20 protein-coding genes are annotated in these 22,986 nt (G+C 64.7%); 15 read left to right on the top strand and 5 right to left on the bottom strand.

What is annotated here, in order from left to right:
* Positions 1–44 precede the first annotated feature (44 nt).
* From IX761_RS00905 to IX761_RS00860, 10 genes are all read left to right on the top strand, one after another.
* On the top strand, positions 45–419 hold the full coding sequence (locus IX761_RS00905) for a chemotaxis response regulator CheY (protein WP_011534888.1): 375 nt from the start codon (positions 45–47) through the stop codon (positions 417–419).
* 18 nt (positions 420–437) lie between these two features.
* Positions 438–1,226, top strand: a complete 789-nt coding sequence (locus IX761_RS00900; protein ID WP_194787684.1) for a protein phosphatase CheZ — start codon at positions 438–440, stop codon at positions 1,224–1,226.
* A 12-nt stretch (positions 1,227–1,238) separates the two neighbouring features.
* On the top strand, positions 1,239–3,467 hold the full coding sequence (locus IX761_RS00895; protein WP_194787683.1) for a chemotaxis protein CheA: 2,229 nt from the start codon (positions 1,239–1,241) through the stop codon (positions 3,465–3,467).
* Between the two features lie 45 nt (positions 3,468–3,512).
* Entirely contained in the window at positions 3,513–4,637 is a 1,125-nt protein-coding gene (locus IX761_RS00890; RefSeq protein WP_194787682.1) for a protein-glutamate methylesterase/protein-glutamine glutaminase, read from the top strand.
* Complete coding sequence (locus tag IX761_RS00885) at positions 4,637–5,377, top strand: flagellar motor protein (protein WP_194787681.1); 741 nt, start codon at positions 4,637–4,639, stop codon at positions 5,375–5,377. Before IX761_RS00890 ends, IX761_RS00885 begins: the two co-directional genes overlap by 1 nt.
* Positions 5,378–5,380: 3 nt before the next feature.
* Complete coding sequence (gene motD, locus IX761_RS00880) at positions 5,381–6,238, top strand: flagellar motor protein MotD (RefSeq protein ID WP_194787680.1); 858 nt, start codon at positions 5,381–5,383, stop codon at positions 6,236–6,238.
* Positions 6,239–6,403: 165 nt separating this feature from the next.
* Positions 6,404–7,192, top strand: a complete 789-nt coding sequence (locus IX761_RS00875; RefSeq protein WP_194787679.1) for a ParA family protein — start codon at positions 6,404–6,406, stop codon at positions 7,190–7,192.
* Positions 7,192–8,100, top strand: coding sequence for a CheW domain-containing protein (locus tag IX761_RS00870; protein ID WP_194787678.1), 909 nt, complete (start codon positions 7,192–7,194; stop codon positions 8,098–8,100). Before IX761_RS00875 ends, IX761_RS00870 begins: the two co-directional genes overlap by 1 nt.
* A 67-nt stretch (positions 8,101–8,167) precedes the next feature.
* Entirely contained in the window at positions 8,168–8,647 is a 480-nt protein-coding gene (locus tag IX761_RS00865) for a chemotaxis protein CheW (RefSeq protein WP_194787677.1), read from the top strand.
* 1 nt (position 8,648) lies between these two features.
* Positions 8,649–9,044 (top strand): DUF2802 domain-containing protein, encoded by a 396-nt coding sequence (locus tag IX761_RS00860; RefSeq protein ID WP_194787676.1) that lies wholly within the window; start codon positions 8,649–8,651, stop codon positions 9,042–9,044.
* 204 nt (positions 9,045–9,248) lie between these two features.
* Here IX761_RS00860 and IX761_RS00855 read toward each other — a convergent pair whose 3' ends face one another.
* The 5 genes from IX761_RS00855 to IX761_RS00835 form a co-directional block, all read right to left on the bottom strand.
* Positions 9,249–11,996, bottom strand: a complete 2,748-nt coding sequence (locus tag IX761_RS00855) for a dermonecrotic toxin domain-containing protein (protein WP_194787675.1) — start codon at positions 11,994–11,996, stop codon at positions 9,249–9,251.
* A gap of 169 nt (positions 11,997–12,165) precedes the next feature.
* Positions 12,166–15,018, bottom strand: a complete 2,853-nt coding sequence (locus IX761_RS00850) for a dermonecrotic toxin domain-containing protein (protein WP_194787674.1) — start codon at positions 15,016–15,018, stop codon at positions 12,166–12,168.
* Positions 15,019–15,143: 125 nt separating this feature from the next.
* Positions 15,144–18,026 (bottom strand): dermonecrotic toxin domain-containing protein, encoded by a 2,883-nt coding sequence (locus tag IX761_RS00845; protein WP_194787673.1) that lies wholly within the window; start codon positions 18,024–18,026, stop codon positions 15,144–15,146.
* A gap of 92 nt (positions 18,027–18,118) precedes the next feature.
* Entirely contained in the window at positions 18,119–18,454 is a 336-nt protein-coding gene (locus tag IX761_RS00840; protein WP_194787672.1) for an EscU/YscU/HrcU family type III secretion system export apparatus switch protein, read from the bottom strand.
* Positions 18,451–20,007: a flagellar hook-length control protein FliK gene (locus IX761_RS00835; RefSeq protein ID WP_194787671.1), complete on the bottom strand. Its 1,557-nt coding sequence runs from the start codon at positions 20,005–20,007 to the stop codon at positions 18,451–18,453. The genes IX761_RS00840 and IX761_RS00835 overlap by 4 nt, the downstream gene beginning before the upstream one ends.
* 246 nt (positions 20,008–20,253) lie before the next feature.
* On the opposite strand from IX761_RS00835, the gene ccmA reads away from it, so the two are divergent.
* Genes ccmA through ccmE form a run of 5 tightly spaced genes read left to right on the top strand, consistent with a single transcriptional unit; the run spans position 20,254 to position 22,978 of the window.
* A complete protein-coding gene (gene ccmA / locus IX761_RS00830; RefSeq protein WP_194787670.1) occupies positions 20,254–20,886 on the top strand; it encodes a cytochrome c biogenesis heme-transporting ATPase CcmA in 633 nt (210 codons plus the stop codon).
* Entirely contained in the window at positions 20,883–21,551 is a 669-nt protein-coding gene (gene ccmB, locus IX761_RS00825) for a heme exporter protein CcmB (protein WP_110995309.1), read from the top strand. Before ccmA ends, ccmB begins: the two co-directional genes overlap by 4 nt.
* Before the next feature lie 46 nt (positions 21,552–21,597).
* Complete coding sequence (locus IX761_RS00820) at positions 21,598–22,365, top strand: heme ABC transporter permease (protein WP_194787669.1); 768 nt, start codon at positions 21,598–21,600, stop codon at positions 22,363–22,365.
* A complete protein-coding gene (gene ccmD, locus IX761_RS00815; RefSeq protein WP_110995283.1) occupies positions 22,362–22,538 on the top strand; it encodes a heme exporter protein CcmD in 177 nt (58 codons plus the stop codon). Before IX761_RS00820 ends, ccmD begins: the two co-directional genes overlap by 4 nt.
* Positions 22,535–22,978 (top strand): cytochrome c maturation protein CcmE, encoded by a 444-nt coding sequence (ccmE, locus tag IX761_RS00810; protein ID WP_194787668.1) that lies wholly within the window; start codon positions 22,535–22,537, stop codon positions 22,976–22,978. Before ccmD ends, ccmE begins: the two co-directional genes overlap by 4 nt.
* The last annotated feature ends 8 nt before the right edge of the window (positions 22,979–22,986 follow it).

Here is a 22,986-nt window from a genome sequence, read left to right as displayed (position 1 = left end):
CCGAGCGCGTTTAAGACTGCTTGGAGGTCTAATTGAACAAAGACATGAAAATCCTCATCGTTGACGACTTTTCGACGATGCGGCGGATCATCAAGAACCTGTTGCGTGATCTGGGCTTCACCAATACCGAAGAAGCCGACGATGGCACCACGGCGCTGCCGATGCTGGAGAACGGCCACTACGACTTCCTGGTGACCGACTGGAACATGCCTGGCATGTCGGGTATCGACCTGCTGCGCAAGGTGCGTGCGCACGATCGCCTCAAGGGCATGCCGGTGCTGATGGTGACTGCCGAAGCCAAGCGTGACCAGATCATCGAAGCGGCCCAGGCCGGGGTCAACGGCTATGTGGTCAAGCCATTCACCGCCCAGGTGCTCAAAGAAAAGATCGAGAAGATCTTCGAACGCGTCAACGGCTGAGTCACGTCAGGGGGCGCCATGGAGTCAACCAACAACTCTCTGGGTGAGTTCGAATCAACCCTGAAAAAACATGCCCAGGAACTGGTCGAGAGCCTCGAGCGCGGCCGGTTCGGTGAAGCGGTGCAGCTGATTCATCAGCTCAACCAGACCCGCGACCGTGGCCTGTATCAGGAAGTCGGCAAGCTCACCCGTGAACTGCACAGCGCAATCGTCAGCTTCCAGATCGACCCGGCCATGCCGCAGGCCGAGGAAGTCTCGCAGATCACCGATGCCACCGAGCGTCTCTCCTACGTGGTGCGCCTGACCGAAGGCGCCGCCAACCGCACCATGGACCTGGTGGAGGAGAGCACCCCGGTGCTCAACGATCTAGCCGCCGAGGCCCAGAGCCTGTCGGGCGACTGGCAGCGCTTCATGCGCCGCGAAGTGGCGGCGCCGGAATTCCGCGAGCTGGTCAAGCGCGTCGACAGTTTCCTGACGCACAGCGCCGAGGGCAACCGCAAGGTCGCCGGCCACCTCAACGACATTCTGCTGGCTCAGGACTATCAAGACCTGACCGGCCAGGTGATCAAGCGGGTAACCGCGCTGGTCACCGAAGTAGAAAGCAATCTGCTCAAGCTCGTGCTGATGGCAAGCCAGGTCGACCGCTTTGCCGGGATCGAACATGACCACCAGCAGCTGCGTGCTGAAAAAGATGAAGAAAAACATCCGACTCGGGGTGAAGGTCCGCAGATTCATGCCGATAAGCGTGAAGACGTCGTGTCCGGTCAGGACGATGTCGACGATCTGCTGTCCAGCCTGGGTTTTTAAGGAGCACGTTTAATGAGCTTCGGCGCCGATGAAGAAATCCTCCAGGATTTCCTGGTAGAAGCCGGCGAAATCCTCGAGTTGTTGTCCGAGCAATTGGTCGAGCTGGAAAGCCGGCCTGATGACGCGGACCTGCTCAATGCGATTTTCCGCGGTTTCCACACTGTTAAAGGGGGCGCCGGCTTCCTTCAGCTCAATGAGCTGGTGGAGTGCTGCCATATCGCCGAGAACGTGTTCGACATCCTGCGCAAAGGTGAGCGCCGGGTCGACGCGGAACTGATGGACGTGGTGCTTGAAGCACTCGACACGGTCAACAGCATGTTTGGCCAGGTGCGCGAGCGTAGCGACGTCACCCCCGCCACCCCGGAGCTGCTGGCGGCGCTGTCGCGCCTGGCCGAGCCCGGTGGCGCCGAAGCGCCCGCCGCAGTGCAGGCCGCGCCGGAGCCCGTGGTCGAAGCCGCCGCCGAAGCGGACATCACCGACACCGAATTCGAGCAACTGCTCGACTCGCTCGATGCGGTCAAGGCCGAAGCTGCGGCCCACGAGCAGCTGCAGGGCGAAGGCCCCAGCAGCGGTGGCGATGAAATCACCGATGCCGAGTTCGAGAACCTGCTCGACCAGTTGCATGGCAAAGGCCAGTTCTCGGCGGAAGCGACCGCCAGCGAGCCTGCCGCCACTACGGCGACCAGCGACGAGATTACCGACGACGAGTTCGAGTCGCTGCTCGACCAGTTGCACGGCAAGGGTACCTTTGCCGTCGACGCGCTACCGAGCGCTGCCGCGCCAGCGGCCAGTGCCGCACCGGCTGGTGCCGGTGGCGAGGACATCAGCGAACACGAATTCGAAGCGCTGCTGGACCAGTTGCATGGCAAAGGCAAGTTCTCCGGCGACGCGGTCGTCGCCGAGGCACCTGCCGCCGCTGTAGCAGCCGCGCCAGCCGCGCCCAAGGCCGAGCCCAAGGCGGTCGCCAAGCCGGCACCGGCAGCCGCGCCAGCAGCGGCCAAGCCTGCCGCGCCAGCCCCTGCCCGCGCCCCGGCTCCTGCCGCTGCCGCCGAAAAGCATGGTGCCAGCGAAGCGGAAACCACCGTGCGGGTCGACACCGCGCGCCTGGACGAGATCATGAACATGGTCGGCGAACTGGTGCTGGTGCGTAACCGCCTGGTGCGCCTGGGCCTGAACAGCGGCGACGAGGCCATGTCCAAGGCCGTGTCCAACCTCGACGTGGTCACCGCCGACCTGCAGACCGCGGTCATGAAGACCCGCATGCAGCCGATCAAGAAAGTCTTCGGCCGCTTCCCGCGCCTGGTTCGCGACCTGGCCCGCCAGCTCAAGAAAGAGATCAACCTGGAGCTGGTCGGTGAAGAGACCGACCTCGACAAGAACCTGGTCGAGGCCTTGGCCGACCCGCTGGTGCACTTGGTGCGCAACGCCGTCGACCACGGTGTCGAGATGCCCGACGAACGCGAGGCCTCGGGCAAGGCCCGTACCGGCCGTGTGGTGCTGTCGGCGGAACAGGAAGGCGACCACATCCTGCTGTCGATCTCCGACGACGGCAAGGGCATGGACCCGAGCGTGCTGCGTGCCAAGGCCGTGGAAAAGGGCCTGATGGACAAGGACGCGGCCGATCGCCTGAGCGAGTCGGACTGCTACAACCTGATCTTCGCCCCGGGCTTCTCGACCAAGACCGAGATCTCCGACGTGTCCGGCCGCGGCGTGGGCATGGACGTGGTGAAGACCAAGATTTCGCAGCTCAACGGCTCGATCAACATCTTCTCGGCCAAGGGCCAGGGCTCGAAGATCGTCATCAAGGTGCCGCTGACCCTGGCGATCATGCCGACGCTGATGGTGATGCTGGCCAACCAGGCCTTCGCCTTCCCGCTGGTCAACGTCAACGAGATCTTCCACCTCGACCTGTCGCGCACCAATGTGGTCGACGGCCAGGAAGTGGTGATCGTACGCGACAAGGCGCTGCCGCTGTTCTACCTCAAGCGCTGGCTGGTCCAGGACCATGAGCACGAAGAGCAGCACGAAGGCCATGTGGTGATTCTGTCGGTTGGCACCCAGCGCATCGGCTTCGTCGTCGACCAGCTGGTGGGCCAGGAAGAGGTGGTGATCAAGCCGCTGGGCAAGATGCTGCAAGGCACGCCAGGCATGTCCGGCGCCACCATCACCGGTGACGGCCGCATCGCGCTGATCCTCGACGTCCCGAGCATGCTCAAGCGTTACGCCGCCCGGCGTATTTGATTTCGGTGGTGCGCCCTGGCGGGTGCACCACCTAACGGAGTGTTTATGGCAGTCAAGGTCCTGGTGGTGGATGATTCCGGTTTCTTCCGCCGCCGTGTCTCGGAAATTCTCGCGTCCGACCCGACCATCCAGGTCGTGGGTACCGCGACCAACGGCAAGGAAGCGATCGACCAGGCGCTGTCGCTCAAGCCCGATGTCATCACCATGGACTATGAAATGCCCATGATGGACGGCATCACCGCCGTGCGGCATATCATGCAGCGCTGCCCGACGCCGGTGTTGATGTTCTCCTCGCTGACCCACGAAGGCGCCCGGGTGACGCTCGATGCGCTGGATGCCGGCGCGGTCGACTACCTGCCCAAGAATTTCGAAGACATCTCGCGCAACCCCGAGAAGGTCAAGCAGATGCTGTGCGAGAAGGTCCACACCATCTCGCGCAGCAACCGCCGTTTCAGCGCCTATTCCAGCCCGGCACCGGCCGCCGCGCCGGCACCGGCCAGCAGCCATGCACCGGCCAGCAGCCTCGCCAGCACCGCGCCAACGCGCCCGGTTGCTCCGGCGCGCAGCGCCGCACCGGCGGCCGCGCATTCGCCGGCGCCCAAGCGCAAACCCTACAAGCTGGTGGCCATTGGTACTTCCACCGGTGGCCCGGTGGCGCTGCAGCGGGTGCTGACCCAACTGCCCGCCAACTTCCCGGCGCCGATCGTGCTGATCCAGCACATGCCGGCGGCGTTCACCAAGGCGTTTGCCGAGCGCCTCGACAAACTGTGCAAGATCAACGTCAAGGAAGCCGAGGACGGTGATGTGCTGCGTCCGGGCCTGGCGCTGCTGGCCCCTGGCGGCAAGCAGATGATGGTCGACGGCCGCGGCACGGTGAAAATCTTGCCGGGCGACGAGCGCCTGAACTACAAGCCCTGCGTCGACATCACCTTCGGCTCCGCCGCCAAGTCCTATGGCGACAAGGTGCTGTCGGTGGTGCTCACCGGCATGGGCGCCGACGGTCGCGAAGGTGCGCGCCTGCTCAAGCAGGGCGGCAGCACCGTATGGGCCCAGGATGAAGCCAGCTGCGTGATCTATGGCATGCCCATGGCCATCGTCAAGGCCAACCTGGCCGACGCGGTGTACAGCCTGGACGAGATCGGCAAGCACCTGGTCGAGGCCTGCGTCTGATGGATGTCCTGAGCCTGATCGGCCTGATCCTCGCCTTTGTCGCCATCGTCGGTGGCAACTTCCTCGAGGGCGGCCACGCCGGTGCGCTGATCAACGGCCCTGCGGCCCTGATCGTGCTCGGCGGCACCTTGGCGGCGGCGCTGTTGCAGTCGCCGCTGTCGTCGTTCAAGCGTGCGTTGCAGATCGTGCGCTGGATCTTCTTCCCGCCACGGGTCGACCTGGCCGGCGGTATCGACCGGGTCGTCAACTGGAGCCTGACCGCGCGCAAGGAAGGCCTGCTGGGCCTGGAAGGGGTGGCCGACGCCGAGCCCGACCCCTATGCACGCAAGGGCCTGCAACTGCTGGTCGATGGCGCTGAGCCCGAAGCCATTCGCAGCATCCTCGAAGTCGACTTCCTGACCCAGGAAGCCCGTGACATCCAGGCGGCCAAGGTGTTCGAAAGCATGGGCGGCTACGCGCCGACCATCGGTATCATCGGTGCGGTGATGGGCCTGATCCACGTGATGGGCAACCTGGCCGACCCGTCGCAGCTGGGCAACGGCATCGCCGTGGCCTTCGTCGCCACCATCTATGGCGTGGCCAGCGCCAACCTGATCCTGCTGCCGGTCGCCAACAAGCTCAAGGCTGTCACCCTGCGGCAGTCGCGTTACCGCGAAATGCTGCTCGAGGGCCTGCTGTCGATCGCCGAAGGCGAGAACCCGCGCTCGATCGAGCTGAAGCTGCAAGGCTTCATGGAGTAAGCCATGGCCCGCCGTCGCAAAACCGAAGAGCACGAGAATCACGAGCGCTGGCTGGTGTCGTACGCCGACTTCATCACCCTGCTGTTCGCCTTTTTCGTGGTCATGTACTCGATCTCGTCGATCAACGAAGGCAAGTACAAGCAGATCTCCCAGGCACTGATCGGGGTGTTCAACGACCCCGATCGCAGCATGAAGCCCATCCCCATCGGTGACGAGCGGCCACTGAGCGTCAAGCCCGCCGAGCCATTGATCAAGGACAGCGAGCAGACCGATGCGGGCCTGGCACAGACCAGCGTCGACCCGCTCAAGAGCATCGCCGACGATGTGCGTGATGCCTTCGGCGACCTGATCAAGTCCGATCAGATGACCGTACGCGGCAACGAGCTGTGGATCGAGATCGAACTCAACTCTTCGTTGTTGTTCGCCAGCGCCGATGCCATGCCCAGTGATGTCGCCTTCTCGATCATCGAGAAGGTGGCGAACATTCTCAAGCCGTTCGCCAACCCGGTGCACGTCGAGGGCTTCACCGACAACCTGCCGATCCGCACGGCGCAGTACCCGACCAACTGGGAGCTGTCCTCGGCGCGGGCGGCGAGCATTGTCCGCCTGCTGGCGATGGAAGGGGTCAGCCCGGCGCGCATGGCTTCGGTGGGCTACGGCGAGTACCAGCCGGTGGCCAGCAACGACACCGCCGAAGGCCGTGCGCGCAACCGTCGCGTGGTGCTGGTGATCTCGCGCAACCTCGAGGTGCGTCGCAGCCTGACCGGCAGCGGCAGCGCCCATGCGACACCCGATGCGGCACTGCGGCGGGCTGGCACACAAAGTGCACCAACCCCGCCAGCACCGGTGGCGGGGCATTGATTCGTCAATTCCCCGGCACCGGTAAATGATGATGTGCTGTCCTGCAGGCGCGGGCTTGGCCCGCGAACCAGGCGGCGCATAGGTGGCACCGGCTTTGCCGGTGTTCGCGGGACAAGCCCGCTCCTACAGAGTCTCGCGCCAAATCAACGAGATAGAATTCGTCCTATGAGAGTCTGGGCAGTAGCCAATCAAAAGGGTGGTGTCGGCAAGACCACCACCACCATCGCCCTGGCCGGCCTGCTGGCCGAGGCGGGCAAGCGCGTGGTCGTGGTCGACCTCGACCCGCATGGCTCGATGACCAGCTACTTCGGGCACAACCCCGACGCGCTGGAGCACAGCTGCTATGACCTGTTCCTGCACAAGGGCACGGTGCCCGAAGGGCTGCCGGGCCAGCTGCTGCTGCCTACCAGCGACGAGCGCATTTCGCTACTGCCATCGAGCACCGCCCTGGCCGTGCTGGAGCGCCAGTCGCCGGGCCAGAGTGGCCTGGGCCTGGTGATCGCCAAGAGTCTGGCGCAGCTGTGGCAGGACTTCGACTTCGCCCTGATCGACAGCCCGCCATTGCTGGGCGTGCTGATGGTCAATGCCCTGGCCGCCAGCCAACAGTTGGTGATCCCGGTACAAACCGAGTTTCTCGCGGTCAAGGGCCTGGAGCGCATGGTCGGCACGTTGGCCATGGTCAACCGCTCGCGCAAGCAGGCGTTGCCGTACCAGATCGTCCCGACCCTGTTCGACCGCCGCACGCAAGCCTCGCTGGGCACCCTTAAAGTGCTGCGCGACACTTACGCAGAGCAAGTCTGGCAAGGTTACATCCCGGTGGACACGCGTTTGCGCGATGCCAGCCGCAACGGTGTCACCCCTTCGCAGTTCGACGGCAAGAGCCGCGGTGTGATCGCTTATCGGGCACTGCTCAAGCACCTGCTCACCTACCGTTCCGCGTTGCAGGTGGCCTGATGAACCACGCCCGTTCTATCGCCAGCAAACCGCAGATGGCCCTGCAGTCCTACCTCGACGGGCTGCTGCAGGAAGCCACCGAGCCGTTCGAGCTGCCGCCAGAGCTGCCGGCTGCGCCGATCAGCGAAACCCCCAGTGATGAATTCGAAGCCGCCGTGCGCGAAGAGCAGGCCGCCGATGCCCGGCGTCAGGCCGAGCCCGCGCCGGCAACGGCACGGCCGTTCGCCGAGCCGCAGCCCAAGGTGCTGCCCACCGTCCTGGCGCCGGTGCAACCGGCGGACGAACCAGTGGTCAGCATGGTGGAAAGCGAGGTGGTGGCCGAGGCCAGCATCCCGCTACTGACCGACGTCCAAGCCAACGAACCGGTGGCGCCGCTGGTCGACGTGCACCTGCCGGCACCCGCCGCGCCGGTGCCGCCGGCCACGGTCGATGGCCGGCCGGCCTGGGCCGCCGAGCCATTCGAATGCCTGCTGTTCGATGTCGCCGGCCTGACGCTGGCGGTGCCGCTGGTGTGCCTGGGCTCGATCTACACCCTGGCCGGCCAGGAGCTGACGCCGCTGTTCGGCCAGCCAGACTGGTTCCTCGGCATCCTCAGCTGCCAGGCGGGCAACCTCAAGGTGCTCGACACGGCGCGCTGGGTGATGCCCGACCGCTACCGCGACGATTTCCGCCAGGGCCTGCAATACGTGATTTCGGTGCAGGGCTACGAATGGGGGCTGGCGGTACACCAGGTCAGCCGCTCGCTGCGCCTGGACCCTAACGAGATCAAGTGGCGCAGCCAGCGCGGGCAGCGCCCGTGGCTGGCCGGCACGGTGATCGAACACATGTGCGCGCTGCTCGACGTTGCCGAGCTGGCCGAGCTGATCGCCAGTGGCGCGGTCAAGCAGATGAACACCAAACACAACTGAATCAACGCCGCTTCTGCCGCGGCTACACAGAGCACACCGCCAACGGCGGGTTTAGAGGGCTAGGGGAATGAAGAAGTCGTCTGCACAAGGTTCCGAAGATCCGATCCTGCAATGGGTCACCTTCCGTCTGGACAACGAGTCCTACGGCATCAATGTGATGCAGGTGCAGGAAGTCCTGCGCTACACCGAGATCGCCCCGGTACCGGGCGCCCCCAGCTACGTGCTGGGCATCATCAACCTGCGCGGCAACGTGGTGACGGTGATCGACACCCGCCAGCGCTTCGGCCTGATGCCTTCGGACGTCACCGACAACACCCGCATCGTCATCATCGAGGCGGACAAGCAGGTGGTCGGCATCCTCGTCGACAGCGTCGCTGAAGTGGTCTACCTGCGTCAGTCGGAGATCGAGACCGCGCCGAACGTGGGCAACGAAGAGTCGGCCAAGTTCATCCAGGGCGTGTGCAACAAGAACGGCGAGCTGCTGATCCTGGTCGAGCTGGACAAGATGATGACCGAGGAAGAGTGGTCCGAGCTGGAGAGCATCTGAGTTGATTTTCGAGGTTGCAGTCATCTTCCTCGCGCTGCTGTGGGCGCTGAGCCTGTGGTTCTTCCTCAACTACAGCAAGCGCCAGCGCGAGCTGGCCGCCCAGCAGGCCCAGGGCGACGCGCTGCGTGACCAGCGCATCAAGGACCTGGCCAAGCGCCTGGACGACTACCAGAACGGCACCGTGCGCATGGGCGAGGCGATTCACGAACTGCGCGCGGTGGTGGCGCCATTGCCGGAGAAAGTCCAGCAACTGGAGCAGCGCGACCCCAACAGCGTGACCTTCACCCAGGCGGCCAAGCTGGTGGGGATGGGCGCCAGTGTCGAGGAGCTCACGCAAACCTGTGGCCTGACCCAGGCCGAGGCCGAGTTGATGAGCAAGCTGCATCGCGGCGAGTGATGAAAGCCAGCGTCGACCGCAGGCTCAATGCTGTTCACTCAAGATCGCCGGGGCCGCATTGCGGCCTTTTCGCGACACAAGGCCGCTCCTACAGTACCCATGTGAGCCCCGTAATTGATGGCTTGCACGGTCGGTGTAGGAGCGGCCTTGTGCCGCGAAGGGCTGCGTAGCAGCCCCACTGGTCACCTTTCTACTGCCTGCGATTCAGGGTTTTGCCCAGGAGTGCAGGCCACCCACGCGGATGAAGCGGTTGAATGGCAGCAACAGGCGCAAAGCCGCCCGGTAAGCGTCCAGATTCACGTATTGGAAGGCATTGATGCGTGGCATCTGGTACAGGTTGGTGATCTGGCGCAGGATACCCAACGCAGGTAACTGCCGATCGACCACGTCGGTGAGCAAGCCTGGACCGGTCAGGCGGTTCAATGTGCTGGCGTAGCGGTAGAAGCCCTCAGGGTCGTCCTGCAGGTGCGGCCGGCTGTCGTAGAAGCCGGGTTCGGCCAGGTAGCGTGCGCGCATCTCCTCGGAAATGGCCAGCAGTGTCGGGTTGCCCGCGTGGCTGCCGATCAGGCTGGAGTTGAACTGGCAGTTCATGCCCAGCTTTTCATTGGACATTGGCGGGAACAGCAGCAGCCCCTCGTCGGTGGTGTGCAGCTCGACCTGGGTGAGCGCTTCGCCCGGATTGCCCAGCCCTTGGCCATTGCGCGTATAAGGGTGCTCCCCCTCGGCCAGCAGGGTGTCATCGACATCCATGTAGATCCCGCCCTCGCTGTGCAGCATGGGGTAGCGCAGCACGTCCGAAGCCGATGAAAAGTTGCCACCCTCTATAGCTGCCTGGTATTGCGCGTGATACGGGCCGTCACGGAAGCTGGCGAACCAGGGCTGATCTTCCAGCGGCAGCACTTCGACCCCCGGGGCATGTACCTGGAGCAGGCGCAGGTTCTCACTGTAGACACCAGCATTGGCCCTGGACAGGCACAGGCGCAGGTTGTACGCAGTGTCGCCCAGACGCTCGGCATTGCTGCCCAGGTTGCTCAGCAACTGTGCGTCGAGCACCTTGTCCCCCACCCACAGGCTGAGAAACTGTTTGGGTATCGCCCGCGCACCGGCCAGCGGCGTGGCCGGTATCAGTACCGGCAGGTGCAGGTCGACGCCCAGGGCACGCAGGCTGGCCATGCGCATCGGATCGCTGACCAGGCGATTGCGCACATTGACCGGCATCAGGTCGCGGGTGCCGGCGCGCGCCACGTAGTGTTGTGGCTCGACCTCGTTCAGGTCGCCCTCGAGGATGAAACTGTCGTTTTCCAGGTCGTAGACCACTTCAGCGTTATACCCATCGATCGAGGCTGCCAGCAGATCAGGCGTGCCGTCGTAGCGCGGCACCCGGTCGATTGCTTCGTAGGTGGCCGCGTCGGCGCCCTCCAGCGCCGGGATGGCGTCGGGGATGTGGAAGTAGGGCGCAACCTCTTCGAAGGGAAGATGCGGTGGCGAGACCGGGCTCAGCGGATAGCCCAGCCTGCCGTTGACCTCCTGGGGCACGACGAAACCGTCGGCCTTGATCCGGAACAGCCCCGCGCCTTTGGATACGCCGGCCTGCGCCAGCGGCAGGGCGTTGAGCACGCCGAACGTGGCCGTGCCCACGCCTTCGGCCTGCGCCTGCTGGCCGTGAGCATTGATGGCCTGATCAAGCCCCAGGCCGAACTGGGCAACGCCACCCAGGGCGAAGATCGGCGCCAGCTCCGGTACCACGATGGCCAGGGGGGCGAGCAGGTTGATCGCCGAATTCAGGTAGCCGCGCCAGCGCGCCTTGGTTACCTCACCGTCACTGGTGATGCGGTAGTCGGCATCTGCGTAGCTGCGCGTGCGCTGCTGTCGAGTCAGGGCCTGGAACAGGTCGCCTTCGAGCAACGGGCTGTACGTGGCGGTTTTGTAGTTGATAAAGGTGTGCGGGTGCCAAACCCCTTCGTTGGTGAAGCCTGGGCGGTTGCTGGGCAGGTCGTTGGCGCGAGGGTACACGGCAAGGCCGTCCAATGCGGTGCTCAGGCCGCTGAAGTCCAGGCCGTCGGGCAGGTCGGCGAGGGCGAAATGCCGTTGCAGGGCGGCCCGGGTGTCCAGGTTGCGGCACTGTTGGGCAACCCAGTCCTGCAGGCTGGCCTGATCGCTGAAGGCGTGCAGCGGTGAGGTGTTGCCGGGGATGTACAGCAGGGTTTGCCCAGTGCCTGGGTCGCTGATCTGCAGCAGGTCGGTGGCTACGTATCCATAGATGTTCAGAAAACGCCTGTGCAAGGGGCGAGGCGAGCTTTCCAGGCCCGCCGCGCGCCAGGCTAGCCGGCGTGCATCGTCGCTCAGGCTGCCTTCGGCGACTTGGCGGTTGCAGGCGGTGATGAAGGCGATCCTGGCCGCCAGACGGTGGCTGGCCTCGCCGGTGCGCCAGTAGGTGTCCAGCATGGTGCGGTAGGCACTGTGGAAGTCGAGGTCCCAGATGAAGCGTTGGAAATCTTCGGCGGCCAGTTGCACGTGGGTGCGGGCACTGTACTCGGCGGGGTGGGTCTGGCGGAACAGGCCGTTGTAGACGCTATAGCCGGTACCGCTCTGCAGTGGGCCCGGCGGCTCGAGGCGCTCGACCAGGGTGATGCGCTGGCTGTCCGGGAAGCTGCCGGCCCAGGGCTCGCCGAAGGCGGCGCCGAGCAGGTTGCTGGCCGACTCGCCTTGCCAGTTGGCCAGCACGGCCTGGGTGAGGGTCATCTGCTGCGCGACCACCCCGACATCACCAGTGCCGTGGCGCCATTGATGGTGCAGCACTACAACGTCGGTACGGTCGGGGTCCAGGGCTTGGCCGCGCTCGCGCGCCCAGTTGCGAATGGCATCGGCCGCAGCGCGGTCGGGGCGGGGGAAGTCTTTCAGGTGCTCACGCAGGTAGCGCACGCCGGTAGCATTGACGTAAGGGGCGTTCATCAGGGTGGTCCGAAGCAATAGTGGGCTACCACGATGAGTGATACTGCCCGCAGGTGAGCGTTAATGATGTATCACCCAGCGCCCGGTCAGGTGTGACAGTCAGATAGCCGCAGGGTAATGTCGCGTTCCCCCGCAGCTATGTCGTCGAACCCTGACGGTTTTCCTGGACTCAGGTATGCATCCAGGAATGGTTGGCACCGACACTGGCAATGCGGTTCAGGGGTAGCAGTTTCCGGCACAGCGCCTGGTAGTGCGGGAAGTCGACATACATTTCGGCGTTGATCCGCGGCAGCGCCTCCAGGTTGGCGACTTGCCTCAGCAGGCGCAGCATCGGCAAGCGCTGGTCGACGACGTCGGTAAGCAGCTTGGGCCCGGTCAGTGTGTTGAGTTGGTTGGCGTAGGCGAAGAATGCCGCGCGATCAGTGGCCAGGCTGGGCTTGCTCAGGTAGAAATCCGGCGCTTGCGTATAGCGCTCCAGCATCAGCTCGGAAATGGCGTCGAGGGTCGGGTTGCCGGCATGGCTGCCAATCATGCTGGTATTGAACTGTGTGTTCATGTTCAGCATTTCATTCGACAGAGGAGGGTGCAGCAGCAGGCCATCAGCCGTGGTTTGCAGCGGGACACTGTCGATAGCTTCACCGCTTGCCCCCATGCCGGATTCACCGAGGGCGAGCAAGCGGTCATCCAGGTCCATATACAGGCCGCCATGTTCGTGCAGCAGGCGGTAGCGCAGTATGTCCGAGGCCGAAGAGAAGTTGCAGGCTTCGCCGCCATTGCCATACAGGGCTGCGCGGTACTGTGCGAAGTAGCGGCTTTGGGCGAAACGCTGGAAGGCCGGCTGGGCTTCCAGTTCAAGCACTTCCAAGTCCGGCACATGGGTGGCCAGGGCCGCCAGATTTTCGCTGAAGGCCTCGGAGTTGCTACGGGACAGGTAAAGTCGAAAGTTGTACAGGCTGCCCTTCAACTTTTGCCCATTGCTTGCCATGTTGGCCAGCAATGGCGCGTCGATCGGCTTGTCGCCGACCCAGACGCCGAAGATCACCTTGGGTATCGGGCTGGCAAGTGTATCGGCACCTGTTTCAAACCGTACGGGCAGTTCGAGGTCAACGCCCAGGGCTCGCAAAGTGCTGGTGCGAGTCGCCATGCTAACGATCCTGTCCGGTGCCTGGGCGATGACCAGCCGACGAGGGGAGCCTCGCAGTGGCGAACTGGGAACAGGCCCGCTTTGGGCGATGTAGCGCACGGCGCCCTGTTCCGCCGGTGGGTTCAGCACGAAGGCATCCGCGTGCAAGTCGTAGGATAAGTCTCGGGAATAATCTCCGATGCAGGCCTGCAGCCGGTCTTCATGACCGTTGAACTGCGGTGTCCTGAGTACCGTCTCGGCGGTTTCGGCAGGGGCGTCGGGTAACGCGAGGATCGGCTCGGGCAAGTGGAAAAAACCGGCGACTGCTGGCTCTGGCCAATGCGGCGCGTTCATCGGGCTGAGTGGATAGCCCAGTCGACCATTGACTGGCATCGGTCGGATAAAGCCAGGCCTGAGGCTGCGCAACAGCGTTGCCCCGCGGCTGCCCAGTGCGTATGTACCTGGCGCGGCATTGAGCAGGCCAAACCCCGCCTGGAGCAGGCCACCCACCCGGTCACCCAGCGCCTTGTCGTTGATCGCCTGGTCCAGGCCCAGCGCGAATTGCGCTGCACCACCGACCGCCAGCAACGGGATGAGCTCGGGGGCAAGCAGCGTCAATGGCGCGAGCAGATTGATAACCTGGTACAGGTAGCCGCGCCAGCGAGCCTTGCCTACGTCACTGTCGCGGGTTATCAGAAAGTCTGCATCTGCCAGGCTGCGTTGGCGCATTGCCAGGGCCATGGCCAGGAACGGATCGTCGCCCACATGCGGGCTGTACGTGTCGGCCTGGTAGTTGACGTAGATCTGCGGTGGCCATTGCTCGCGCGTAATGGGGACCCCCCCGAGGACTGTCGGCGGCAGGTTGTCCGGATACCTCCCTAGCCCTTTCAGCGCTACGGCCAGGCCATGGTAGGTCAAGCCGTCAGGGAGGTCCTGCAGCTTGAAATGGGCAAGCAGCGATGCACGCAGTGAACTGTCCCTGCACTGGCTGGCCAGCCATTCGCGCAACTGCTCGTGGCTGGCGAATTCATGGATCGGGTTGGCGTTGCCGGGTATGTACAGCAATGCCAGGCCACTGTGTCGATCGCGCAGGCAGAGGATATCGCTGGCCACGTACCCGTAGACATTGAGCATGCGTGCCTCGATGCCATTGGCCGCGAGGCCGCCAGCCGGGCCGGGCTGCTCGATGCCTGCTGCACGCCAGGCCAGCCGGCGGCCGGCGTCGCTCAGGCTGCCGTTCAGGCGCTGGCGGTTGCAGGCCGCCAGAAACCCGATGCGACAGCTGCTGGCGTAGTCATCCAGCGACTGGTTCCAGAACGTGTCGAGCATCCCTTTGAACACATCATGGAAGTCGAGATCCCAGATGAACTGCTGAAAGAGCGTGGCATCCAGCGGTACCAGGGTGGAGGCATCGTAACGCTGTGGTTCACTTTGCCTGAACAACCCATAGAACACGTTGTGATCGTCGATGTCGGCGAAGGAGCCTGCCAGGGGCAGCTCTTCGACCAGGCGGAACTGGTTGTCGCTCAAGGCTTTGGGGAAGGTGGCCTGGGCGTGCCTGAACTGCCACGGACGCAGCCCCAGCATGTCGATCAGCCCGGTGCTGCCGGCGAACGCCAGGTTGGCCGCCGGCGCGAGCGAGAGGGCTTCAGGCTGCCAGTTCTCCAGCAGCGCCTGCCCCATGCTGCGGCTGTCGGCGACCTTGGCCAGCCAACCTTGCCCCTGCGCATAGGTGTAGTGCAAGGTCACTGCCAAGGTGCGCTGGGGGTCTAGATCCTGTCCGTTGCGTGTGGCCCAGGCGCGAATCGCGTCATTGGCGGCGTGGTCGGGCCGAGGCATGCGTCCTAGTAGTTCGCGGATGAACTGATCGCTTGCAGGGCCAACTATCTCGGTACTCATTGGGAACCTCCGGTTTTATGGGAGGCACGAGGTTGCGCGCTGCCGGGGCAGGATGAGCGGTAGCCAACTACCGCTCGGCAGGGAGTTGCCATGGCGGGGCACCTGGCGCCCGCCATGGCGAAGGATCAATTGATCCAGGACTGGCTGGAGCCGGTCTTGACCACTCGGTCCAGGGCTAGGTGGATGCGCGCCTCACGGAAGTAATCCGCGATGTCGGCCAACCTATCAATGTTGAATGATGGCAAGCAACGCAACAGGAAAAGCAGGCGCAGCTTGTGCAGGGTGGGCAGGCGTTGTTCGATGACCTCTGTCAGCACGCGCGGCCCCGTCAGCTCATTGAGACGGGCGCAGTAGCGGTCGAAACCCAGGGGATCGTCGGCGCGGATGGGCCTGGTCGAATAGAAGTCGGGGTGTTGCTGGAAGCGGGCGTGGATTTCCTCGGAGATCGCATCCAGGGTGGGGTTGCCGGCATGGCTGCCAATGGCGCTGTTGTTGTACTGCAGGTGCATGTCGAGCAGTTCGTTGCTGGCCGGCGATTGCAGTATCAGGCCATCGGGCGTGGTGGACAGGGTCGCATGGCCGATACCGACATCGCCGGCAGGCCTGGTGGCCAACAGGGTGTCGTCGATGTCCAGGTAGATCCCTCCCTCATGGTGAAGCATGCGGTACCTGAGGATGTCGCAGGCCGAGGCGGGGTTACCGCCTTGCAGCGCCTTCTGGTACTGCGCGTGGTAATGGCTTTGCTCGAACGTCTGGTAGAACGCCTGGTCTTCCAGCGGGCGCACGTCCAGGCTGGGAATCCTGCCCAAGTTTTCCAGGTTGCGCAGGTACGCGGTCTGGTCGGCCCGGGACAGGAACAGGCGGAAGTTGAACTCGTACGGCGTGCCCTTGAGGGCTGCGGCATTGTGGGCAAGGTTGTCGAGCAGTTCGGCACTGATCTGGGCGTCTCCCACCCAGATGCACGAGCACTGCGTGGGAATCGGCGTCAACAGCCCTGGGGGCTGAACCGGTAGCTCGATCGGTAGCGGTACATCGATCCCCATGGCCTTCAAGGTGCGCTGGCGCATCTGCTGGGTAACCGCACGCGGGCGATTGGGCAGCCGCTCCAGGCCGTCGGCAGTGGCGACGAAGCGGTCGACCTCATGCTGCTCGATGGCGGTATTGACCTCGTCGATAGGCCTGACTCGCTCGTCCACCTCGTTGCTGGCGCGATCTATGAGGTCTTCGAAGTCATCCTCGCGAAGGAACAGGTCACGATCCAGGTCGTAGTACAGGTAGTCGGTAGAGCCGTCGACCATCCGACCTGTCAGTACATCGCGCTCGCCTTGGTAGTTGCGGAAGCGACTAATGGTGTCGGCGGTTTGGGGGTCGGCGCCCTCCAGCGGCTCGACCCTGATCTGGCCACGGCGAAAGTGAGGGGCGACCTCTTGCTGCGCAACGTTGCCACCTGGCATGTCGTCGGCGGGTGGCACCTCGGCAGGCCCTGGCTCGGGCAGAACCTCCTGCTCCGGCAGCCGGGGCGGGTCGATCGGGCTGAGCGGGTAGCCGAGGCGTCCGTTGATCCACTTTGGCGTGCGGAAATGCGCATCCTTGATGTGGAACGTGTTGGCCGCCTTGCTCACGCCCTCCAGCAGCAGAGGCGCTGCGTTGAGCAGGCCGAAGGATGCCAGTTCGACCCCCGCGGCGCGTTGCTGCTGGGTCTTGCCATTGATCACCTGGTCCAGCCCCAGGCCGAACTGCACCACCCCGCCGAGGGCGAACACCGGCGCCAGCTCGGGCACGACCAGCGCCAGCGGGCTGAGCAGGTTGATCGCCGAAGTGAGGTAGCCACGGCAATCGGCCTTGATGACATCACTGCGGCTGGTGATCAGGAAGTCGGCGTCGGCCTGGCTGCGGCGCTTCTGGCGCTGGGTCAGGGCGCTGAACAGGTCGCCGTTGATCGCCGGGCTGTACTTGGCAGGTTTGTAGTTGACATAGTCCTGCGGCTTCCAGCGGCCGCTGTTGGTGATGCCGGGCCTGTCCGCGGGCAGGTCGAAACTGCGTGGGTAGGCTGCCAGCCCGGCCAGCGCCGTGGCCACGCCGCTGAAGTCGAGGCCGTCGGGCCGGTCGGCCATGGCGAAGTGTTGCAGCAGCGCCTCGCGTTTTTGCTCATCCTTGCACTGTTTGGCAAACCAGTTCTGCATATCCTTGGCCGTGGCGAACTCGTGCAGGGGCGATGAGTTGCCGGGGATGTAGAGCACGGTGAGCGAGCTGTCGCGCCGTTGCAGGCACAGCAGGTCGGTAGCGGCGTACCCATAGACATTCAGCGCGCTGGCGACGAAATGTTCGCTGCGCTGCTCGAGCCCTGCGGCCTGCCATGCCAGGCTCCGGCCTGCCTCGCTCAAGCTGCCTTCGACGACTTGCCGGTTACAGGCAGTGATGAAGTTGATCTTGCAGGCCAGGCGGTGGTCTTCCAGGTGGTTCTGCCAGTAGGTGCGCAGCGTCGCGCTGTAGCGGCTGTGGAAATCCAGATTCCAGACGAACGCCTGGAAGTCCTCGGCGCGAATGCCGACATGGTTGTCCGGGCCGTAGTGGGCCGGCTCGGATCGTCGGTAGAGGCCATTGAAGACCAGGTACTGGGCACCGTTGTAGAACGCATTGCCGAGTGTTGGCAGCGCGTCGACCAGGCGTACCGCGCCGAGGGGCGCCAAGCCGGCCCAGTCGCCGAAGTGGGCCAGGTAGCCTGTGGCAAGTTCGCCCTGCCAGTTGTCGAGTACCGCCTGGGTCAGCGCGCTGCGTTGGCTGACCACGGCGATGTCGCTGAAGCCCAGGTGCGCTTCGGCCGGGTCGGGGGAGCGGTAGTGCAGGGTCACCACTTCGAGGTCGGCGGGGTTCAGGCCGGGTTGCTGGCTGTCCAGCCACTGATGCAGGTCAGCCAGGGCCAACTGGTCGGGGCGCGGGAAGTTGCGCAGGAGGTTACGAACGAAATCGCTGCCGGATTCGTCCACGAAAGGTGCATGAAGTGTCATGGGGGTACCTGGATTGCTTGGCGGAGCCAGCGAGTGTGGCCGCTTGGTCAGGTACGCCTGCTGTAGATAAATACCACCTGCGTGGGGCGACGTTACGGTGGCGGCGGCAAGGCCGGCAGCGTGGGGGTGATGTCCCGTTCGCCCGGCGGGGTATCGACGAAGCCCGCTGGCACCTTGCCGCGCAGTTGCCAGGCGAAGGCGATGATTTCGGCGATGGTCAGGTACAGCGCTTCGGGGATCTGCTCGCCCAGCTCCAGGCGCGCCAGCAGCCGCACCAGTTCGGCGTTCTCGTAGATCGGTACTTCATGTTCGCGGGCCAGCGCCAGGATGGCTTCGGCCAGTTCGTCGTCGCCCTTGGCGCTGAGGGTGGGGGCCTGCTGGCCGTCGTAGCTCAGGGCGATGGCCTGGCGTGGTGCTCGTTGTGTCATGCGGTTTCGTCCACCCAGCGTTGTTCCAGGCGTGTGCGCGGGCCTTGCGGCGGGCTGCCGGGGTGGCATTCCAGGTCGCCGACGTCCAGGCCGCGGTCCAGCAGGCGTTCACGCAGGGTGCCGAGCTGGCTGGCGATCAACTGCGCGGTGCGTTCATGCTCTGCCCACAGCTGGCCCGACAGGCGGCCCTGGGCCAACTGGGCCTGGACTTGCAATGGGCCGAGTGGCGCCAGGTCGAAGGCCAGCTCGATGCGCCACAGGGCCGCCAGCGGGTCGCGTTGTTCGCGCTCGCGGTCGGCCTGTTGCTCTGGGGTTTCCTCGCGTTGCAGCTTGACCTGCAGGGGGATGAACTCCTGGCCGTGGCGAACCGGGATTTCAGTCTGCCAGCTGGTTTGCAGGTTGCCGTTTTCCAGGGTGCCGGTTTGTTGCAGGCTGGACAACGCATGGCTTTGCAGGCGTGACACGGCGGCAGCGGCCAGGCGCAGCAGTTGTTGCAGGTCGCCTTTGTCTTCGAGGCTTTGCAGCAGTCGTTCGGGCAGCGGGAACGCCCCCGGTTGCGGGCGTGGGCTGACCTGGCCGAGCATGCCCAGGGCGCTGCGGGCGAAGCCTGGCAGGGCCTGGGCCAGGGTGCTGGCGAGCAGTGCGGGGTTGGCGGCGGAGCCGGCTGGCGAGCCGGGCAGTTGGGCGATCAACTTCACCAGCTGCGCCTTGAGATCGAGTGGCGTGCTGCTGGCCTGGCCGCCGAGCAGCTTGGCTTCGAGAAAGCTGCCACTGTTGTTCAGGGCTTGTGCGAGGGTTTTCGGGTCCGACAGCTGGCGTGCATCGGGCAGGCTGGCCAACAGCCGTTCGGCGCTGGCACGCAGCTCGCTGCCGACGTCAGGGCTGCTGGCAAGCTGTTGCAGGGCAGTGAGCAGGCTCGGTAGGGAGGCCTGCTGGCCCTGTTGCGTCTGCAATTGCTGGGCGATGGCCAACTGGTCCTGGCGGCCGCTCAGTGGCACGAAGCGCAGCGATTGGTCACCTTGCACCAGGGCGCTGAGCAGGCTGCCCACCGGCAGCGGCCGGGGGCTGTCGATGCTCAGGGTGGCGCCGGCCTGGCGGCTATTGAGCAGGCTGACCAGCGAACGGAAGCTGGCGAGCTCACCGGCTGTTTGTGGCAGTGCCTGGCTGGTGAGCACTTTGCCCTGCAACAGCGTGCCGACGGGCACTTGCGTGGTGTCGAGGCGGGTGAGGGTGGCGACGTTGGCCTGTTGCACCAGCACTGCCAGGCGGTTGCTCTCGGTCTGGGTGACCATGACCTGGGTGCCCTGGGGCAGCGGTTGGTTGGCGCTGGCCTGGAGTTGGGTCTGGCTGCCGTTCTGCTGGGTGAGCCGCAGCAGCATCTGGAAGTCCTGGCCGACCTGGCGCAGCGACAGCACCTCGGCACGCGCCGTTTCACCGGGGGGCAGCAGCCCTGGCTGCGGCTGCAGCAGGCGCAGCAGTTCGCCGGTCATGGCCGCTTTGGCCGACTGGGGGCTTAACGCAGTTTGTGCGCCGAGACTATTGATTTCAGTCATGATTGTATACAACCTGTCGAGCCAGCCCTCTTGGCAGCGGAGTAACGCATGTAATAATGCGGCCCGCCCGCCACTGCCCAGTATAACGGCAGGGTAGGGGGCGACTTGAGACACAGGGTTCCCGTCAGCGTTGTCTGCTTCGCGGGTAAACCCGCTCCCACAGGATCGCGCCAACCCCTGTGGGAGCGGGTTTACCCGCGAAGCAGACGCCGCCGAACAGGCATCCAACCAGAATAAGGCGATACCGTGACCTTCCACCTCCAAGCCGTGGGCCTGGCCTGCGAGCGCGACTGGCGACTGCTGTTCGAGCACCTGCACTTCGAACTGCACCCAGGTGACATGCTGCAGATCGCCGGCCCCAACGGCAGTGGCAAGACCAGCCTGCTGCGCCTGCTGGCCGGGCTGATGCAACCCACCGCCGGGCAGATCCTGCTGGGAGGCCAGCCGCTGGCCGATCAGCGCCATGCCCTGGCCAGCATCCTGCTGTGGATTGGCCACGCCGCTGGGATCAAGGACCTGCTCACCGCCGAAGAAAACCTCGCCTGGCTCTGTGCGCTGCACAAACCAGCAGGTCGCGATACGATCTGGCAGGCATTGGAGGCCGTCGGCCTGCGGGGCTTCGAGGATGTCCCATGCCATACCTTGTCCGCCGGCCAGCAGCGCCGCGTGGCATTGGCGCGGCTTCACCTGGACAGCCCGCCATTGTGGATTCTCGATGAACCCTTCACTGCCCTCGACAAGCAAGGCGTGGCTCAGCTTGAGGCGCACCTGGCCAAGCATTGCGAGCAGGGTGGCACCGTGGTGCTGACCACCCACCACACCCTTGAACGCAAGCCCGCAGGCTATCGCGAACTGAACCTGGGGCAATGGGCGGCATGAGCGTATTCCTTCTTTTATTGCGCCGCGAAGCGCGCCTGTTGTTTCGCCGGCCTGCGGAACTGGCCAACCCACTGGTGTTCTTCGCCATCGTCGTGGCCCTGTTCCCGCTGGCGGTCGGTCCTGAGACACAATTGTTGCAAACCTTGTCGCCAGGGTTGGTCTGGGTGGCAGCTTTGCTGGCGGTGCTGCTGTCGCTGGACGGGCTGTTCCGCAGCGATTTCGAGGATGGCTCGCTGGAGCAGTGGGTGTTGTCGCCGCATCCCTTGGCGCTGCTGGTGCTGGCCAAGGTGCTGGCGCACTGGATCTTTTCCGGCCTGGCGCTGGTATTGTTGGCGCCACTGCTGGCGCTGATGCTGGGTTTACCGGCCAGCTGCCTGCCGGTGCTGCTCGCTTCGCTGCTGCTGGGTACCCCGGTACTGAGCCTGCTGGGCGCGGTGGGCGCGGCGCTGACGGTCGGTCTCAAACGCGGCGGTTTGCTGCTGGCGCTGCTGATTCTGCCGTTGTATATCCCTGTATTGATCCTGGGCAGTGGTGCGTTGCAGGCGGCGTTGCAGAATATGCCGGCCACCGGCCACCTGCTCTGGCTCGCCAGCCTGACGGCCCTGGCGGTGACACTGGCACCCTTTGCGATCGCCGCCGGCCTGAAGATCAGCGTCGGCGAATAACGAGTGCCGGGCATTGCAGCCCGGCCAAGACCCTGGATGTACCCTGATGAAAATAAGCTGGACGTGGTTCCACAAGCTCGGTTCCCCCAAATGGTTCTATGCCATCAGCGGCCGCATGCTGCCGTGGCTGACAGTTGCCGCCATCCTGCTGCTGCTGGTGGGCATCACCTGGGGCCTGGCCTTCGCCCCCCAGGACTACCAGCAGGGCAACAGCTTCCGCATCATCTATATCCACGTGCCGGCGGCGATGCTGGCGCAGTCCTGCTACGTGCTGCTGGCGGTGGCCGGGGTGGTGGGGCTGGTGTGGAAGATGAAGCTGGCCGACGTCGCTTTGCAGTGCGCCGCACCGATCGGCGCCTGGATGACCGCGGTGGCGCTGGTCACCGGCGCCATCTGGGGTAAACCAACCTGGGGTAGCTGGTGGGTGTGGGATGCACGTCTGACCTCCATGCTGATCCTGCTGTTCCTCTACTTCGGCATCATCGCCCTGGGCCAGGCCATCAGTAACCGCGACAGCGCGGCCAAGGCCTGCGCGGTGCTGGCCATCGTCGGGGTGATCAATATCCCGATCATCAAGTACTCGGTGGAGTGGTGGAACACCCTGCACCAGGGCGCCACCTTCACCCTCACCGAAAAGCCGGCGATGCCGGTGGAGATGTGGCTGCCGCTGCTGCTCACGGCGCTGGGTTTCTACTGTTTCTTCGGCGTCGTGCTGTTGCTGCGCATGCGCCTGGAAGTGCTCAAGCGCGAGGCGCGCGCCAGTTGGGTCAAGGATGAGGTGTTGAACAGCCTGGGTCGGGAGGCCGCACGATGAGCTTCGCCTCGTTCAATGATTTCCTCGCCATGGGCCACCATGGCCTGTACGTCTGGTCGGCCTACGGCATCTGCCTGGCGGTGCTGGCGCTGAATGTCGCCGCGCCCCTGCTGGCCCGCCGTCGCTACCTGCAAGAAGAGGCGCGCCGTCTGCGCCGGGAGAGCAAACCGTGAATCCGCAGCGCAAGAAACGCCTGTTCATCATCCTCGGCCTGCTGGCCGGTGTCGGCGTGGCCGTGGGCTTTGCCCTCAGTGCCCTGCAGCAGAACATCAACCTGTTCTATACCCCCACGCAGATCGCCAATGGCGAAGCGCCGCTGGACACTCGCATCCGTGCCGGCGGCATGGTCGAGAAAGGCTCGGTGCAGCGCTCGGCCGATTCGCTGGACGTACGCTTCGTGGTCACCGACTACGCGAAATCCGTGCCGATCACCTACCGCGGCATCCTCCCCGACCTGTTCCGTGAAGGGCAGGGCATCGTGGCGCTGGGCAAGCTCAACGCCGACGGCGTGGTGGTGGCCGACGAGGTGCTGGCCAAGCACGACGAGAAGTACATGCCACCGGAGGTCACCAAGGCCTTGAAGGAAAGCGGCCAGGCGGAGGCCAAGCCATGAACGCAGCC

Origin of the sequence: Pseudomonas sp. UFMG81 (assembly GCF_015354575.1) — a bacterium.
GTDB lineage: Bacteria > Pseudomonadota > Gammaproteobacteria > Pseudomonadales > Pseudomonadaceae > Aquipseudomonas.
Note: the sequence above shows the minus strand (reverse complement) of the source record. Positions and strands in the feature narration are given on the sequence as shown.

Excerpts from the sequence above, each read along its gene's own strand:
- IX761_RS00905 (WP_011534888.1), top strand. The coding sequence starts at position 45 with ATGAAAATCCTCATCGTTGACGACTTTTCGACGATGCGGCGGATCATC.
- IX761_RS00900 (WP_194787684.1), top strand. The coding sequence starts at position 438 with ATGGAGTCAACCAACAACTCTCTGGGTGAGTTCGAATCAACCCTGAAA.
- IX761_RS00895 (WP_194787683.1), top strand. The coding sequence starts at position 1,239 with ATGAGCTTCGGCGCCGATGAAGAAATCCTCCAGGATTTCCTGGTAGAA.
- IX761_RS00890 (WP_194787682.1), top strand. The coding sequence starts at position 3,513 with ATGGCAGTCAAGGTCCTGGTGGTGGATGATTCCGGTTTCTTCCGCCGC.
- IX761_RS00885 (WP_194787681.1), top strand. The coding sequence starts at position 4,637 with ATGGATGTCCTGAGCCTGATCGGCCTGATCCTCGCCTTTGTCGCCATC.
- motD (WP_194787680.1), top strand. The coding sequence starts at position 5,381 with ATGGCCCGCCGTCGCAAAACCGAAGAGCACGAGAATCACGAGCGCTGG.
- IX761_RS00875 (WP_194787679.1), top strand. The coding sequence starts at position 6,404 with ATGAGAGTCTGGGCAGTAGCCAATCAAAAGGGTGGTGTCGGCAAGACC.
- IX761_RS00870 (WP_194787678.1), top strand. The coding sequence starts at position 7,192 with ATGAACCACGCCCGTTCTATCGCCAGCAAACCGCAGATGGCCCTGCAG.
- IX761_RS00865 (WP_194787677.1), top strand. The coding sequence starts at position 8,168 with ATGAAGAAGTCGTCTGCACAAGGTTCCGAAGATCCGATCCTGCAATGG.
- IX761_RS00855 (WP_194787675.1), bottom strand. The coding sequence starts at position 11,996 with ATGAACGCCCCTTACGTCAATGCTACCGGCGTGCGCTACCTGCGTGAG.
- IX761_RS00850 (WP_194787674.1), bottom strand. The coding sequence starts at position 15,018 with ATGAGTACCGAGATAGTTGGCCCTGCAAGCGATCAGTTCATCCGCGAA.
- IX761_RS00845 (WP_194787673.1), bottom strand. The coding sequence starts at position 18,026 with ATGACACTTCATGCACCTTTCGTGGACGAATCCGGCAGCGATTTCGTT.
- IX761_RS00840 (WP_194787672.1), bottom strand. The coding sequence starts at position 18,454 with ATGACACAACGAGCACCACGCCAGGCCATCGCCCTGAGCTACGACGGC.
- IX761_RS00835 (WP_194787671.1), bottom strand. The coding sequence starts at position 20,007 with ATGACTGAAATCAATAGTCTCGGCGCACAAACTGCGTTAAGCCCCCAG.
- ccmB (WP_110995309.1), top strand. The coding sequence starts at position 20,883 with ATGAGCGTATTCCTTCTTTTATTGCGCCGCGAAGCGCGCCTGTTGTTT.
- IX761_RS00820 (WP_194787669.1), top strand. The coding sequence starts at position 21,598 with ATGAAAATAAGCTGGACGTGGTTCCACAAGCTCGGTTCCCCCAAATGG.
- ccmD (WP_110995283.1), top strand. The coding sequence starts at position 22,362 with ATGAGCTTCGCCTCGTTCAATGATTTCCTCGCCATGGGCCACCATGGC.